The organism is Nocardiopsis sp. JB363 (assembly GCF_900143625.1).
GTDB lineage: Bacteria > Actinomycetota > Actinomycetes > Streptosporangiales > Streptosporangiaceae > Nocardiopsis.
The window spans coordinates 47,605-62,812 of sequence record NZ_FRFF01000198.1 but is presented as its reverse complement, the minus strand read 5'-3'; the positions used below and the strand labels follow the sequence as shown (position 1 = coordinate 62,812).

At 69.1% G+C, this 15,208-nt stretch carries 15 protein-coding genes; 7 read left to right on the top strand and 8 right to left on the bottom strand.

Annotation, left to right across the window (positions count from 1 at the left end; all coding sequences use genetic code 11):
• Window positions 1-163: 163 nt before the first annotated feature.
• Both BQ8420_RS29770 and BQ8420_RS29765 read right to left on the bottom strand, forming a co-directional pair.
• Window positions 164-1,396: a maltose ABC transporter substrate-binding protein gene (locus BQ8420_RS29770; RefSeq protein ID WP_087103673.1), complete on the bottom strand. Its 1,233-nt coding sequence runs from the start codon at window positions 1,394-1,396 to the stop codon at window positions 164-166.
• Window positions 1,397-1,540: 144 nt separating this feature from the next.
• Window positions 1,541-3,142: a glycoside hydrolase family 13 protein gene (locus tag BQ8420_RS29765; RefSeq protein ID WP_087103608.1), complete on the bottom strand. Its 1,602-nt coding sequence runs from the start codon at window positions 3,140-3,142 to the stop codon at window positions 1,541-1,543.
• A gap of 96 nt (window positions 3,143-3,238) precedes the next feature.
• Between BQ8420_RS29765 and BQ8420_RS29760 the strand changes: the two genes are divergently transcribed.
• Entirely contained in the window at window positions 3,239-4,312 is a 1,074-nt protein-coding gene (locus BQ8420_RS29760) for a LacI family DNA-binding transcriptional regulator (protein WP_087103606.1), read from the top strand.
• Window positions 4,313-4,407: 95 nt separating this feature from the next.
• Here the strand turns inward: BQ8420_RS29760 and BQ8420_RS29755 are convergent, their stop codons facing one another.
• Window positions 4,408-4,953: a hypothetical protein gene (locus BQ8420_RS29755; protein ID WP_087103604.1), complete on the bottom strand. Its 546-nt coding sequence runs from the start codon at window positions 4,951-4,953 to the stop codon at window positions 4,408-4,410.
• A gap of 257 nt (window positions 4,954-5,210) precedes the next feature.
• Between BQ8420_RS29755 and hemW the strand changes: the two genes are divergently transcribed.
• A complete protein-coding gene (hemW, locus tag BQ8420_RS29750) occupies window positions 5,211-6,443 on the top strand; it encodes a radical SAM family heme chaperone HemW (RefSeq protein ID WP_087103602.1) in 1,233 nt (410 codons plus the stop codon).
• Between the two features lie 54 nt (window positions 6,444-6,497).
• Here the strand turns inward: hemW and BQ8420_RS29745 are convergent, their stop codons facing one another.
• The 3 genes from BQ8420_RS29745 to BQ8420_RS29735 all read right to left on the bottom strand — a co-directional run bounded on the left by BQ8420_RS29745 (window position 6,498) and on the right by BQ8420_RS29735 (window position 8,760).
• A complete protein-coding gene (locus tag BQ8420_RS29745; RefSeq protein WP_087103599.1) occupies window positions 6,498-7,097 on the bottom strand; it encodes a DUF4870 domain-containing protein in 600 nt (199 codons plus the stop codon).
• A gap of 33 nt (window positions 7,098-7,130) precedes the next feature.
• The gene (locus BQ8420_RS29740; RefSeq protein WP_087103671.1) at window positions 7,131-7,460 is read right to left on the bottom strand and encodes a DUF4870 domain-containing protein; all 330 of its coding nucleotides are present in this window, start codon (window positions 7,458-7,460) and stop codon (window positions 7,131-7,133) included.
• A gap of 460 nt (window positions 7,461-7,920) precedes the next feature.
• Window positions 7,921-8,760, bottom strand: a complete 840-nt coding sequence (locus BQ8420_RS29735; protein WP_087103597.1) for a DUF3097 domain-containing protein — start codon at window positions 8,758-8,760, stop codon at window positions 7,921-7,923.
• 177 nt (window positions 8,761-8,937) lie between these two features.
• Between BQ8420_RS29735 and hrcA the strand changes: the two genes are divergently transcribed.
• From hrcA to BQ8420_RS29720, 3 genes are read left to right on the top strand one after another with little or no spacing between them, the layout of a single operon-like run.
• Window positions 8,938-9,951, top strand: coding sequence for a heat-inducible transcriptional repressor HrcA (hrcA, locus tag BQ8420_RS29730; RefSeq protein WP_087103595.1), 1,014 nt, complete (start codon window positions 8,938-8,940; stop codon window positions 9,949-9,951).
• A 4-nt stretch (window positions 9,952-9,955) separates the two neighbouring features.
• Window positions 9,956-11,107 (top strand): molecular chaperone DnaJ, encoded by a 1,152-nt coding sequence (gene dnaJ / locus BQ8420_RS29725; RefSeq protein ID WP_087103593.1) that lies wholly within the window; start codon window positions 9,956-9,958, stop codon window positions 11,105-11,107.
• Window positions 11,104-11,841, top strand: coding sequence for a 16S rRNA (uracil(1498)-N(3))-methyltransferase (locus tag BQ8420_RS29720; RefSeq protein ID WP_087103591.1), 738 nt, complete (start codon window positions 11,104-11,106; stop codon window positions 11,839-11,841). The genes dnaJ and BQ8420_RS29720 overlap by 4 nt, the downstream gene beginning before the upstream one ends.
• A gap of 71 nt (window positions 11,842-11,912) precedes the next feature.
• On the opposite strand, the gene BQ8420_RS29715 is transcribed toward BQ8420_RS29720, so the two are convergent.
• The gene (locus tag BQ8420_RS29715) at window positions 11,913-12,629 is read right to left on the bottom strand and encodes a hypothetical protein (RefSeq protein ID WP_087103589.1); all 717 of its coding nucleotides are present in this window, start codon (window positions 12,627-12,629) and stop codon (window positions 11,913-11,915) included.
• Window positions 12,626-13,156, bottom strand: a complete 531-nt coding sequence (locus tag BQ8420_RS29710) for a SigE family RNA polymerase sigma factor (protein ID WP_087103586.1) — start codon at window positions 13,154-13,156, stop codon at window positions 12,626-12,628. Before BQ8420_RS29710 ends, BQ8420_RS29715 begins: the two co-directional genes overlap by 4 nt.
• A gap of 341 nt (window positions 13,157-13,497) precedes the next feature.
• On the opposite strand from BQ8420_RS29710, the gene BQ8420_RS29705 reads away from it, so the two are divergent.
• Window positions 13,498-13,848, top strand: coding sequence for a histidine triad nucleotide-binding protein (locus BQ8420_RS29705; protein ID WP_087103584.1), 351 nt, complete (start codon window positions 13,498-13,500; stop codon window positions 13,846-13,848).
• Between the two features lie 212 nt (window positions 13,849-14,060).
• On the top strand, window positions 14,061-15,089 hold the full coding sequence (locus tag BQ8420_RS29700) for a PhoH family protein (protein WP_087103582.1): 1,029 nt from the start codon (window positions 14,061-14,063) through the stop codon (window positions 15,087-15,089).
• The last annotated feature ends 119 nt before the right edge of the window (window positions 15,090-15,208 follow it).

The window sequence follows — 15,208 nt, the reverse complement described above, 5'->3', positions numbered from 1 at the left end:
GCGGGTCCGTTGCGGGCATGCCTGTTGATGTGACGTTAGCAATAACTTGCAGGACATGAAAGTCTTTGCAAACTCTGGGGATAAAGATGTGGATACACCCTGGAAACGGTCGGGTGATGGTCACTCAGGGTGCGCGTTCCGGTGCTCGATCCGAGGGGCCGGATCAGGGGCCGAAGCTCTCCAGGATCAGCTGTTCGGCCTCGGCCAGCGCCCCTGCCGGGTCGGCTCCACCGATGATGTCCGCGGTCGCCTGCGAGAACGGGCTCCACACGGCCTCCATCTCCGGGATCGCGGGCATCGGCACACCGCCCTCTCCGGCCTGCTGGAACGCCTCCAGGTGCGGGTCCTGGCCGGACACCATCTCCATCGCGGCGTCCAAAGCGGGTACACGGGGATCCGACTCGTACAGGATCACCGAGAGTTCGGGGTCGGCGAGGAAGGCCTGCGCCAATTCCTGGGCCAAGTCCGGGTCGGCCGCACCGGAGGCCACGAAGAACGCCTGCACGCCGATCAGGGATCGAGCCTCGGCGCCGTCGCTGAACCCGGGGATCGGGCTGACCTCGAACGGGATCTCGTTCGCCTCCGTCGCGGAGACGCTCCACGGGCCGCTGATCAGGAACGGGGCCGCGCCCGTGGCGAACAGGTCGGTGGCGTTGTCGGCATCGGTGCCGCGGTCGAGCAGCCCCGAACCGTCCTCACCCAGTTTCGCCACCTTCTCGAAGGCGGCGATCGACTCCGGCGTGGCCACCCCCAGTTCGGTGGGGTCGGGATCCCCCGACTCGTCCTCACCGAACAGGTAGCCGCCGGCCGAGGTGAAGAACGGGTGGATGTGGTAGGCGTCACCCTCCGCGCCGACCTGCAGACTCAATGCCTGATCGGCCGACCCCGAGTCCACGAGATCCTCCCCGATCTTCGCCATGTCCTCGATCGATGTCGGCGCCTCCGGCACCAGGTCCGTGTTGCGGAACAGCCCCAGGTTCTCGGTGGCGTAAGGAACCCCGTACACCTGCCCGTCGAAGCTGACCGCGTCCAAGGCGCCCGGTGAGAACAGGTCGGACTGGGAGGACTCCAGCCCCACCGGCACGATCGACTCCGCCGCGGCCAGTTCACCCGTCCAGTCATGGGGACCCACGAGCAGGTCCGGGCCGAGACCGGTGGCGTGCGAGCTCAGGAAGCTGGCGCGCAGCTCGTCGTGCTCGATCACGATCACCTCGACCTGCTGGTTGACGTCACGGGAGAAGGCCTCCGCGAAGGTTCGCATGGCCTGCGCGCGGTCCTCGTCGGCCCAGATGGTCAGGGGGATCGACGAGTACTCGTCGACCTCCTCGGCACCCGAACAGGCGACCAAGGTCAACGCCAGCGTGCCTGCGCACAGTGAGAGAGGAATTTTCCTCAAGGTGTACTCCAAGGATGAGCCGGCGGGGACCGTGGACACACGAAGGGGGTCGCCCCGCACCAGGGGATGTGAAGGGTGGAGAGATCAGGGGTGAAACGGGGGGACGCCGGGCGGCCCGGGACGAGGGCCGCCCGGCGTCGGGGATCAGGCGCTCAGCCAGGCCGAGCTCTCGGCGGGCAGGGTCAGGGTGCCCTCGGACACCTCGACGCCCGGGCCGCTGGCGACCAGCACCTCACCGGAGGCGGCCAGCTCCACCGGTGCCTCGGTCATGTTCACGGCCACCCGGACACCGGGCTCGCGCTCGAAGTACAGGACACCCTCGGGCGAGTCCAGCCAGTTCATGGAGCCGTCGCCCAGGGCGTCCAGCTCCCGACGCAGCCGCAGCGCGGTCTTGTACAGCTCCAGGGTGGAGCCCTCCACGCCGTTCTGGGAGGCCCGGGACAGCCCGGCCCAGCGCTCGGGCATGGGCAGCCACGGGGTGGAACCCTCGGAGCCGAACCCGAACGGCGCGGTCTCGCCCTCCCAGGGCAGCGGCACCCGGCACCCGTCCCGGCCGCGTTCGGTGCGACCCGAACGCTCCCAGTTCGGGTCCTGAAGGGCGTCCTCGGGCAGGTCGGTGACCTCGGGAAGGCCCAGTTCCTCGCCCTGGTAGATGTACGCCGAACCGGGCAGCCCGAGCATGAGCAGTGTGGCCGCCCGAGCCCGACGCAGCCCCTGCTCGCCGTCGCCGAAACGGGTCACGTGCCGGACGACGTCGTGGTTGGACAGCACCCAGGTGGTGGTCGCGCCGACGGCATCGTTGGCCTTGAGCGAACCGTCGATCACCTCGCGCAGACGCGCCGCGTCCCAGGGGGCGGTCAGGTACTCGAAGTTGAACGCCTGGTGCAGCTCGTCCGGGCGCAGGTAGCGCGCGATCCGGTCGGAGTCCTCCACCCAGGCCTCCGCCACCAGGGCGCGGTCACCCTCGTAGGAGGCCGCGATCCGCGACCAACGACGGTAGATCTCGTGCACACCGTCCTGGTCGAAGTAGGGCAGCGAGGTGCTGCCGTCGAGCATGTCGGCCTTGGCGTCGGGGTCGATGTCGGGCAGCGTCGGGTCCTTGACCATGCCGTGCGCGACGTCGATCCGGAAGCCGTCCACCCCTCGGTCCATCCAGAAGCGCAGCACGTCGTCGAACTCGTCGTGCACCTCCTGGTGGGTCCAGTCGAAGTCGGGCTGGCCCGGGTCGAACAGGTGCAGGTACCACTGTTCGGGCGTGCCGTCGGGACGCGTGAGACGGGTCCAGGCCGGACCGCCGAAGATCGACTTCCAGTTGTTCGGCGGCTCCTCCCCGTCCGGGCCCTTGCCGTCCCGGAAGATGTAGCGCGCACGCGCCGGGGCGCCCGGCTCGGCGGCCACGGCCTCGCGGAACCACACGTGCTCCGAGGAGGAGTGGTTGGGGACGACGTCGATGATCAGGCGGATGCCCTGTTCGTGGGCGTCCTTGAGGAGAGCGTCGAAGTCGTCGAGGGTCCCGAAACGGGGGTCGACGTCACGGTAGTCGGCGACGTCGTATCCGCCGTCGGCGAGCGGAGAGACGTAGAACGGGGTCAACCAGATCGCGTCGACGCCCAGCTCCGTCAGGTGGGGGAGACGCTCGCGGATCCCCGCCAGGTCACCCTCTCCGTCCCCGTTGGAGTCGGCGAAGCTGCGCACATAGATCTGGTAGATGGCGGCCTCGCGCCACCAGTGCGCCTCGTGCTGCATCGGCGGGGTCCTTCCCTCAAAGTGACTGCAAGTTCTTGCGCAAGATTACCGTCAACTTTCTGTCATGTGACGCCGATCTCGACTAGAGTCGTTCCCATGGGTCCACGACTTGCCGACATCGCGCGGCACGCAGGCGTCAGCGAGGCCACCGTCTCGCGGGTGCTCAACGACAAGCCCGGCGTCGGCGGCGACACCCGAAAAGCCGTCCTGACCGCCCTCGACGTGCTCGGGTACGAGCGCCCCGCCCGGCTGCGACAACGCTCCGCCGGGCTGGTCGGCATGGTGATCCCCGAACTCGACAATCCCGTGTTCCCGATGTTCGCCCAAGCGGCCGAGGGCGCCCTCGCCCAGCGCGGCTACACCCCGGTGTTGTGCACCCAGACACCCGGCGGAATAACGGAGGACGAGTACGTCGAGCTGCTCCTGGAGCGCAACGTCTCCGGCATCCTCTTCGTCTCGGGCAAACACGCCGACACCTCCGCCTCCCACGAGCGCTACCACGCGCTGGTCGCCCGGCGGTTGCCGATCGTGCTGGTCAACGGCTATTCCGACGACATCCCCGCGGCGTTCATCTCCGCCGACGACCGTGAGGCCGGCCACCTGGCCGTCAACCACCTGGTCGCCTTGGGCCACACCCGCATCGGTTTCACCAGCGGGCCCGAGCGTTACGTTCCGGTCCGCCGCAAGCTGGACGGCTTCCACCAGGCGTTGGCCGAACACGGGCTGGACGGCGACGACCTCGTCGAACTCTCCCTGTTCGGGGTCGAGGGCGGGCACGCCGCCGCGAACCGGCTCATCGAACGCGGCGTCACCGCCATGGTCTGCGGCTCCGACATCATGGCGTTGGGCGCCATCCGCGCCGCCCGCCAGCGCGGTCTGCGCGTCCCCCAGGACTTCTCCGTGGTCGGCTACGACGACTCCCAGCTCATCGCCTTCACCGACCCGCCCCTGACCACCGTCCGTCAGCCGATCAACGCCATGGCGATGGCGGCCGTGCGCGCCCTGTGCGACGAGATCGCCGGACACCCCGTCTCGCACGCCGAGTACGTCTTCGACCCCGAATTGGTCGTACGAGGTTCCACCACCGCGGTGCCCTCGGTGCGCGAGACCAGGATCACCGCCCCCGTGCGCCCCGTCCGCGACCACGAGAGCGCGGCCCAAGGCCGCTGACCCACTGACCCACGGGCAGGAAAAAGGGGGGTGCGTGCCGCGCGCACGCACCCCCCGGGTCCCGTCCCGCACCCACCGCGGGACGGGATGTCGGGTCACCGCAGGGCGGGGAACCTGCGGACCGGCGCGGTGGCGCCCCACCAGCGGCCCAGTCCGAGCGTGTCGGCCGAGCGCACGCACGCCAGGCCCACCAGCACCAGGGCGTAGACGATGTGGTCGTCCATGAACGGGTTGGTCTCCAGGGGCAGCACCGCCGCCCACATCAGGAGCATCATCAACGCGCCGGAGGCGGCGGCGATCCGCTCACCGATGCCCAGGAACAGGGCCGCTCCGATACCCAACAGCCCCACCATGAACAGCGGGTCGGCCCAGAACGTCCCGGCGATCGAGCTGAACGCTCCGGCGAAGGGGCCGCTCACGGCGTTGGCCAGGAACCCTCCGGTGGGGCTTCCCCCGTTGATCCAGGCGGCTTCGGCGGGGGTGGAGAAGCCCAGGCCCAGCAGCTTGTCGAAGAAGGCCCAAAGGAACACCCAGCCGAGCGAGATCCGAGTGACGGCGAAGAGGTAGCGGGCCGTCGGAGAACCGATCAGGGGGCGTTCCTCCGCCGGTGCGGTTCGGGGGGTGGTCGTGTGGTCGGACATCGTGTGTCCTCTCGCCGAACTGTTGTGTCACCTCCAAGACAACCCCTTGGGAGAGCTCCTTTCGAGGACCTGCGGTAACGCTCCCCAGGGGCGTAGGTCCCACCCCCGTGGGCGTTCTGGAGAACCCCCAGATCACCGCCGGTGCCCACGACCACGACCAGCGAACATGTGTCCGAGCTCTCGAAGGAGCGAGTCGTCCGCCACAGCCGAGCCGCGACCGTGTCCGCTCACTCCGCCTCGTCGGCGACACTGGGAACATGCCTTCCGTAGCCCTCGACGGTGAACCGGTGCCCCGCACCGGGGACCTTCCCGCGCACTCCCTCGCCCAACTCGGCGATCGGCCCCTCGGGTTCTACGTCCATGTGCCCTTCTGCGTGACCCGCTGCGGCTACTGCGACTTCAACACCTACACCGCCGAGGAACTCGTCTCCCGGGACGGCACCGCCTCCTCCTCCCGCGAGACCTACGCCGAACAGGCCATCGCCGAGATCGACCTCGCCGACAGGATCCTGACCGGCGACCGTCCAAGGGTGAGCACCGTGTTCATCGGGGGAGGCACCCCCACCCTGCTCTCCGCCGAGGACCTGGGCGGCGTGCTCGCCGCCATCGACGACCGCTTCGGCCTCACCTCCGACGCCGAGGTCACCACCGAGGCCAACCCCGAGACGGTCACCCCCGACTACCTGCGCCGTCTGCGGGACGCCGGCTTCACCCGCGTCTCCTTCGGTATGCAGAGCGCCCGCCCGCACGTCCTGCGCGTCCTGGAGCGCGGCCACACACCCGGCCGCCCCGAGCAGTGTGTGACCTGGGCCCGCGAAGCCGGGTTCGACCACGTCAACCTCGACCTGATCTACGGCACCCCGAGTGAGAGCGACGACGACTGGGCGGCGTCCCTTGACGCCGCGATCGGCGCGGGACCCGACCACGTCTCCGCCTACTCGCTCATCGTGGAGGAGGGCACCCGCCTGGCCGCCCGTGTGCGCCGCGGCGAACTCACCGAACCCGACGACGACACCATGGCCGACCGCTATCTCATGGCCGACGAAGCCTTGGCCGCCGCCGGATACACCCCCTACGAGGTATCCAACTGGGCCCGCACCCCCGAAGGGCGCAGTGCGCACAACACGCTCTACTGGACCGGTGGGCACTGGTGGGGCGTGGGCCCCGGCGCGCACAGCCACGTCGGCGGCACTCGCTGGTGGAACGTCAAGCACCCGGCCGCCTACGCCGCACGCCTGGTCGCCCGGGAGACCCCCGCCCAGGCCCGGGAGGTCCTCACCGACGACGAACGTCGCTTCGAACGCGTCCTGCTCGAACTGAGGATGGAACAGGGGTGTCCCCTGGAGCTGCTCGACGCCTCCGGCCTGGCCGCCGCCGAACGTCTGGTGGGGGAGGGGCTGCTGGAACCCGACGCCCACACCCGCGGGCACGCCGTCCTGACCCGCCGCGGCCGTCTGCTCGCCGACGCCGTCGTGCGCGACCTCACCTGAGGCCACGACGAAGGGGCTCGGCCGAAGCCGAGCCCCTCACGGTGTCGCCGGGGACTACTTCACCCAGCTGACGTTGAACGGGTAGCGGTACCACTCGCCCTTGTTGGCCGCGACACCGCCCAGGATGCCGAAGACGACCGCGCACACCCACACGACCAGTTGCAGGATGGCCCCGATGAAGATGACGTACAGCACCGCCGAGATCAAGTAGCCGATCAACAGGATGAACTGGAAGTTCAGTGCCTGGGCGGCCTGGTCGCGAACGAACGGGGACTCGTCCTTCTTGATCAGGAAGAAGATCAGCGGGCCGAGGAACCCGAGCAGGATGCCGCTCAGGTGACTGAGCAGACCCATGGTGCGCTCGTCCTGGTTGGGCTGACCGGTGGTCGCCGAGGACCCCTGCATGCCGGGGTGCGGTGCGTAGCCGCCGTACTGGCCCTGCTGCGCGTAACCACCCTGGTCGTAGCCGGGCGGGGGCGGCGGGTAGCCACCCTGCTCGTAACCGGGCGGGGGACCGCCCTGGCCGTAACCGGGCTGACCTTGCGGGGGCGGCGGGTAGCCACCGGACTGATCGGGTGCGGGATAGCCCCCGGAGGGCTGACCGCCCTGCTGGGAGTACGGATCCTCCGGGGACGGGCCGTTGGGATAGGACATGGCTCGGTTTCCTTGTCGATGCGAGAGCTGGTTCTACTTGAGCAGTCGGATGCTGAACGGGTAGCGGTACCACGCGCCCTTGTTCGCGCCTGAAGCTCCTAGGACGCCGAAGACGATGGAAAGGATCCATACGAGAGCGATGAACAGGGAACCGATCCACGCCAGGTTCCCGAAGAAGATACCCAGTCCAACGTACAGAACCCCCGCGAACACGTAAGGGATCAGCATCGTGATCTGGAAGTTCGCGGCCTCCGCGGCGTGGTGGCGCACGAACGGCGACGTGTTGCGCTTGGCGAAGTAGATGGCCAACGGCGGGATCCAACCGAGGAAGGCGAACATGAAGCCGGTCAGGTGCGCCAACATCGCGACCAGGATGTCATTGCCGCCGCCCGACGGCTGGGGCTGCTGCGTGTACCCCGGCTGACCATAGGGCTGCTGTCCGGGAACCGGCCGGGGTTGCTGCTGCGGGAATCCCTGTTGAGGCGACTGCTGCGGTGCCTGCTGCGCGTACTGCTGCCCGTAACCGGGCTGTGGGGGAGGCGGGGCGAAGCCCGGCTGTCCCTGCTGCCCATAGGGCTGGGCCGGGGGCGGCCCCGGCTGCGGCGCGTACCGCTGAGGCTGCTGCTGCGGATATTGTCCGTACCCCGGCCCGCCCTGCACCTGCTGCTGGGGTGCCTGTGGCGGCAGCGGAGGCCGTTGCCGCCCCTGCTGCTCGTCCGGGGACGGGGGGTTCGACGGGGTCTCGCTCATGGTCTTCCTTGGATCCGCTGTCGGGGATGCTGATCGGACGTGCCCGAATGGTGGGGCCGGTGGTCCCGCAAGCCTAGTCTTCCAGGGGGTGGGGGCCCGTGACGAAGTCGATGAGCTCCTCGACACGTCCCAGCAACGACGGTTCGAGGTCGCCGTAGCCGCGGATCGAACCCAGGATGCGGCGCCAGGCCTCCCCCGTCTCCATCCGCCAGCCCAGAGCGTCCACGACCCCTTCCTTCCAGGGGCGTCCGCGCGGTACCTCCGGCCAGGACCGGATCCCGACCGCGCTCGGTCGGACCGCCTGCCACACGTCCACGTACGGGTGCCCGACCACGAGCACGTCCTCGCCGTGCACCCGCTCGGCGATACGACTCTCCTTGGACCCCGGCACCAAGTGGTCCACGAGGACGCCCAACCGGCGCCCCGGCCCGGGAGCGAACTCCTCCACCACCGCGGGCAGGTCGTCCACGCCCTCCAAGAACTCCACGGCCACGCCCTCCACCCGCAGGTCGTGACCCCACACCTTCTCCACGAGCTCGGCGTCGTGCGCGCCCTCGACGTAGATACGGCTCTCTCGCGCGGTACGCGCCCGCGCGTCAGTCACCGCGATCGAACCCGAGGCGCTGCGCAGCGGACCCTTCGGCCCGGCGGCGGGGCGCACCAGCGTCACCGGTTTCCCGTCCACCAGGAACGCGGCGGGGCCCAACTCGAACACCCGCCGTCCGCCGGCGCCGTCCTCCAATGTCACCGTGGCCTTGTCCCAGGCCACCACCGCCCCACAGAACGTCTCGTCGGCGTCCTCGACCACCAGGTCACGGTCGAGTGGGATCTCGGGCACCGTGCCCTTCTTCGCGCGTCGCCAGTCTCCGGCCAGAACGTCGCGGCCGTAACGGCCGGCTCCCTTGGTAACCACGGTGCCGCAGTGTACTGGTGGGAGGCCTCGAACCCACGCGATCGGGTGGCGCACGTCGCCGTTCCGTCGGGAAGAAGATCACCTCTTCCCCGTGTTACTACCGCCGAGTACACACACGCGTTTGCGGTCGGGCATAGAATTAGCACTGAGGACCACGGAGTGCCAGGAGGTGGCGAGTTGCTGAACGAGCGCAAGCTCGCGGTCCTGCGTGCCGTTGTCGAGGACTTCGTCAACACCAATGAACCCGTCGGTTCCAGGGCGTTGGCCGATCGACATCCGCTCGGTGTCTCCTCGGCGACCATTCGCAACGACATGGTCGCGCTGGAGGAGGACGGGTACATAGCCCAGCCGCACACCAGCGCCGGGCGGGTGCCCACGGACAAGGGGTATCGCCTGTTCGTGGACCGGCTCTCCTCGGTCAAGCCGCTCTCGGCGGCCGAACGCCGAGCCATCGAGTCCTTCCTCGGCGGTGCGGTGGACCTCGACGAGATCGTCGCCCGTACGGTGCGGCTGCTCGCGCAGCTGACCCGTCAGGTCGCGATCGTCCAGTACCCGTCGCTGACCCGCTCGTCGGTGCAGCACGTGGAACTCGTACCCCTCGGCGGCCAACGCATCATGATGGTCGTCATCACCAACACCGGGCGGGTCGAACAGCGCGTCATCGACGGGCTGGGCGCCGTCAGCGAGAACGTCGTCGACGATCTGCGCAACATGCTCAACCGCGCCATAGCCGGGAAACACCTCGGTGAGGTCCCGGACGCGGTGGACGACCTTCCCGCGCAGATCGCACCGGAGGACAGACCCGTGGCGGTCGCCGTCCTCACGGTCCTGCTGGAGAGCCTCGTCGAACGACACGAGGAGAAGATCGTACTGGCGGGAACCGCCAACCTCGCCGCGGTCGATTTCGCGGCGAGCCTGCGGGAAGTGCTCGAAGCACTGGAAGAGAACATGGTCCTCATCCGCTTGTTGGGTGAGGCGAAGGACCCCTCGATGCTCACCGTGCGCATCGGCGCGGAGAATTTCCACGAGGGCCTTCGGTCCACCTCCATCGTGTCGGCCGACTACGGTGTGGGAAACCAGTCGCTGGCCAAGATCGGTGTGGTGGGACCCACCCGGATGGACTACCCAGGGACGATGGGCGCCGTCCGTGCGGTGGCTCGGTATGTCGGACAGATTTTGGCAGGACAGTAACTCAGTGGCCAGAGACTATTACCAGGTTCTCGGGGTGCGTCGCGACGCGTCCAAGGACGAGATCAAAAAGGCGTACCGGCGGCTCGCGCGCGAGCTGCATCCGGACATCAACCCGGACCCGGCGACTCAGGAGCGCTTCAAGGAGGTGACCCAGGCCTACGAGGTCCTCTCCGACGAGAACAAGCGTCGGATGTTCGACATGGGCCATGACCCCTTCGCCCCTGGTGGTGGAGGCGGTGGCGGCGCCGGTGGTTTCGGCGGCGCCGGCGGATTCGCCTTCGACGACATCATGAACGCCTTCTTCGGCGGAGGTCAGCCCGGTGGGCGGGGCCCGCGTGAGCGGGTCCGGCGCGGACGCAGCATCAAGATCCGCATCGAGCTGGACCTGGTCGAGACCGCGTTCGGCGTCAGCAAGGAGATCACCTTCCCCACCGCCATCCTGTGCGACACCTGCCAGGGTGAGGGGACGGCCGCCGGCTCACACCGCTCCACGTGTGACATGTGCCATGGCCAGGGTGAGGTCTCCCAGGTCACGCGCTCCTTCCTGGGTCAGGTCATGACCTCGCGCCCCTGCCCGCAGTGCTCGGGGCAGGGCTCGGTCATCACCAACCCCTGCGGCGACTGCGCCGGTGAGGGGCGGGTCCGGGAGAAGGTCACCCGTACCGTCAAGATCCCCGCCGGGGTGGACGACGGCACCCGCATCCAGCTCGCGGGCGAGGGTGAGGTCGGCCCCAACGGCGGACCGCGCGGTGACATCATTTTGGAGATCGTCCAGAAGGCGCACCCGACCTTCGAGCGGCGCGGCGACGACCTGCACTGCACCATCGCGGTGCCGATGACCGCGGCCGCGCTGGGAGCCTCCTTCGCCTTCGACACCCTCGACGGCACGGAGAACCTCGACCTGCGCCCGGGCACCAACTCCGGACACATCATCACCCTGCCCGGTAAGGGCGTCAGTCACCTCGACGGTGGTGGGCGGGGCGACCTGCGCATCCGCGTGGACGTGGAGACGCCGAGCAAGCTCGACGAGGAGCAGGAGGTGCTCCTGCGCAAGTTCGCCGAGCTGCGCGGCGAGGACCAGAACCCGGGCCGGTTCAGTCCCGGTCACGGCGGGTTCTTCTCCAAGATCCGAGATGCCTTCGGCGCCGGCAAGTGACCCCACCGGTCTTCCTGGTCGACACCGCGGCCCTGGCCGCCGACCGGATCCGGCTCGACGGGCCCGAGGGGCGGCACGCCGCCGCGGTCCGACGCGTCCGTGAGGGCGAGACCGTCGATCTCTCCGACGGTCTCGGCCTGCGGGCGCGGTGCGAGGTGGTGGAGGTCATCGGCAAGGAGACGCTTCTCTGCCGGGTCCTCGAACGCCTCGACGAACCCGAGGCGAGTCCTCGCCTGACCGTGCTCCAAGCCCTGCCCAAGCGGGACCGGGGCGAGCTCGCGGTGGAGACGATGACCGAGGTCGGGGTGGACACCATCGTTCCCTGGGCCGCGGAACGGTGCGTCACCCAGTGGAAGGGCGACCGGGGCGCCAAGGCCCTCGCCAAGTGGAGGGCCGTGGCCCGGGAGGCCGGCAAGCAGGCCCGTAGGGCCCACCTGCCCGAGGTCACCGAACCCGTGGACCGCAAGGGCGCGGCGGCGTTGCTCGCCGACGCCGACCTGGCGGTGGTACTGCACGAGGGCGCGGCCGAACGGCTGTCCCGACTGCCGCTGCCGGACTCCGTCACCGAAGTCGTACTGGTGGTGGGGCCCGAGGGCGGGGTGTCCGACGCGGAGCTCGCCGCCTTCGACGAGGCGGGCGCCGTACGGGCGCTTCTGGGCGACTCGGTCCTGCGCACCTCCACCGCCGGGGTAGCGGCCCTGGCGCTGCTTCAGGCCCGCACCGGTCGTTGGTGAAACGATAACGAGAAGGGGCCCGCGCTCATAGCGCGGGCCCCTCTCCTGTTCTCCAGGTCATGTCATCGAGGTCACTGGGTGCTGGGGAGCTCGTCGTCGGCACCGTTTCCGCCGCCGTTGTTCCCGTTGCCGGGGGTGCCGCCGCCGGGGGACTCATCGTCCTCGGGGTCGTCCTCCGGGTCGGTGCCGGGGGGCGTACCGGGGCTGGTCGGCTCGTCCGTCGGCTGCTGCTCCGGGTCGCACTCGGGGTCGGCGGAGGCCGCCTCCCTCTCGTCCTCGTCCCGTTCGGATTCGGTCGCGGTGGGCGTGACCTCGTCCTGGGGCGGGCAGGAGGCGGTGGCCTCCTGGCCCTCCTCCTCGGTGCCCGATTCGCCCTCGGGGGACGGGGAGGCCTGAGAGCCCTCTTCGGGCTCTTGGGTGGGATGACTGGACCCGGTCGCGGAGTCGCTCGCGGTGGACGGCGCGGCGGCGTCCCCGTCCTGGCCCCCGCCGGCGGAGGGCGGCGTGCCCTCACGGTCCGCGCCCGCCGGCACGATCTCCATCACCTGGTCGCGCACCTGGGGGCTCGACATGATCACCGATCCGGCGATGAGCACGGCCCCCGCCACCGCCGCGACCGGTCGTAGCCAGGGCAGACCGAACCAGAACGCGCCACGGCTGCGTTCGGTGCGCTCGCGGATCAGGTTGAGGCCCTCGGCCGACGGTGTGAACTCGTCCGCCTCGGCGCGGAGGGCCTGCCGGAGTCGGTCCTCGAACTCCGGTGTGTTCGGGTCGTTGGGGCTGCTCATGTGGTCTGCTCCAGTGCAGAGCGGAGCGCGGAAACACCACGGGAGGTGTGGCTCTTGACCGCGCCGCGGCTGATGCCCATGGCATCGGCGATCTGTGCTTCGGACAGGTCGCCGTAGTACCGGAGCACGATGGCCTCTCGCTGGCGGGTGGGAAGTTTGCGCAGGGCACGGATGACGGCCTCGCGCTCCAACAGGTTCATGGCACCGTGTTCGGCGCTGGGAGCGTCCGGGAGGGCCTTGGGGGCGTGCTTCTCGACCACGGCGCGGTGGCGCAGGACGGACCTGGCCTTGTTCACCACCGCTTGACGTAGGTAGGAGAGCGCCTTGTTGGGATCCCGCAGGCGGCGCCAGGCTCCGTGCATCGCGACGAAGGCGTCCTGGACGACCTCTTCGGCGGTCGCGTGGTCTCGGAGCAGAAGGGTGGCGAGCCGGACGAGCGGACGGTAGTGCTCTCGGTAGAGCTCCGTCACGGCGTGGTCGGCGTCCCACTCGACCGAGAGCGGTGCCGTGGTGGCCCCGGCAACCATGGTTTCTGTCGTCACATCTGTTCGACGCACACCCTTGTCGCGGGGTTTACGAAAGGGCATACCTCTTCTTTTCCAAGTAGATGTGCGTTCCCATCCGAACACGCCGAATCCGGCCGAACGGCAGGCGGAGCAGACGCCCTGACGCGCACGGACGCCAAGCCTATCGTGCCGGATCCCACTGTCGTCAGGGGAACCATGATCCGATCGGTTTCGGAAAGGTTGAGAGTTCATCTCCCTCCTGTGTCCCCTGCGGCCGACGGGTCACTGCGGCATCATGGTCCACGAACGAACCGGGTAAGGGCCTCGCCGCACGGCACGGGTCCCGAGATGGAAGGTGTGCGATGGTCGATCCCGACTGCCTTTTCTGCAAGATCGTCGAGGGGGAGGTGCCGGCGGAGATCGTCCGTGAGGGAGAGCGCACGGTGGCCTTCCGCGACATCAACCCCCAGGCGCCCACCCACGTTCTGGTGATCCCGCGCGAACACCACCCCGACGTCGCCTCCGCGTCCGCCGGCGACACCGGTCTGATGGACGTCCTGGCCCGGGAGGCCCACGAGGTCGCCGTGGCCGAGGGCATCGCCGAGACCGGCTACCGACTCGTCTTCAACACCGGTGCCGGCGCCGGGCAGACGGTGTTCCACCTCCACGGACACCTCCTGGGCGGCCGTGGCCTCAACTGGCCTCCCGGGTAGTCCGGTTCCTCCGGTGGGGCCGGATTCGACCCATCGAGTCCGCAGGATGCATCTTGGTAGACTCGTGCACAGGGCCCCACCGGCCACTTCGGGAGTCACGAACCCCGTGGTGAGCCGGGACGGCGCCGTCGACCGCGGTGCCGAGCCCGGGACCCGGCCCCGACGAGGGGCCCGTGACCGAAGGGTAGGGACAGCGGCCGCAAGGCCACACCATGGCCGAGTCAACTCATACGCACCCGGACGCCGGCAGCCAGGTCAAGGTCGTGGTGCCGGACGAGCACACGATGATCAGTCTGCTCGGCTCGGGTGACGAACTGCTCCGGGCGCTGGAGCGGGCCTTCGACAGTGACATCCACGTCCGCGGCAACGAGTTCACGATCAAGGGGGACCCCGAGGAGACGGCCGTCGTGGTCCGCCTCGTGGAAGAGCTCATCGAACTCGCCAAGAGCGGTACGCACGTCACCCCGGACACGATCGAGCGCATGATCCACATGTTGAGCGCCCCGGGGAACCAACGCCCCGCGGACGTGCTCACCACGAACATCCTGTCCAACCGGGGCAAGACCATCCGCCCGAAGACGCTGAACCAGAAGCGGTACGTCGACATCATCGACCAGCACACCGTGGTCTTCGGCATCGGCCCGGCGGGTACCGGAAAGACGTACCTGGCGATGGCCAAGGCGGTCCAGGCCCTGCAGGACAAGGAGGTCAACCGGATCATCCTCACCCGTCCCGCGGTCGAGGCCGGTGAGCGTCTGGGTTTCCTGCCCGGCACCCTCTACGACAAGATCGACCCCTACCTGCGTCCGCTCTACGACGCCCTGCACGACATGCTCGACCCGGAGACCATCCCCAAGCTGATGGCCGCCGGCACCATCGAGGTCGCCCCCCTGGCGTACATGCGCGGCAGAAGCCTCAATGACTCCTTCATCATCCTGGACGAGGCGCAGAACACCTCGCCGGAGCAGATGAAGATGTTCCTCACGCGTCTGGGTTTCGGGTCCAAGATCGTGGTCACCGGTGACGTCACCCAGGTCGACCTGCCCGGTGGGCAGACCAGCGGACTGCGCACCATCGAGAACATCCTGCGTGATGTCGACGACATCGCCTTCTGTCGGCTGACCAGCGAGGATGTCGTCAGGCACAAGCTCGTGGGCCAGATCGTCGACGCCTACGACCGCTACGACGTCGCTCAGGGCAAGGGCGGCGGCGACGCGGGCGGCCGGAACCGGGCAGACTGAGGAAGAGTACGTAGTGACACCGGCCGGTGGGCCCGCCACGTGCGCGGGCCCACCGCTGTCGGATACGGCGTTGGCGCGAGAACGCCCGGTGGGGCCGCCCCGCCGACCACCATCGATCA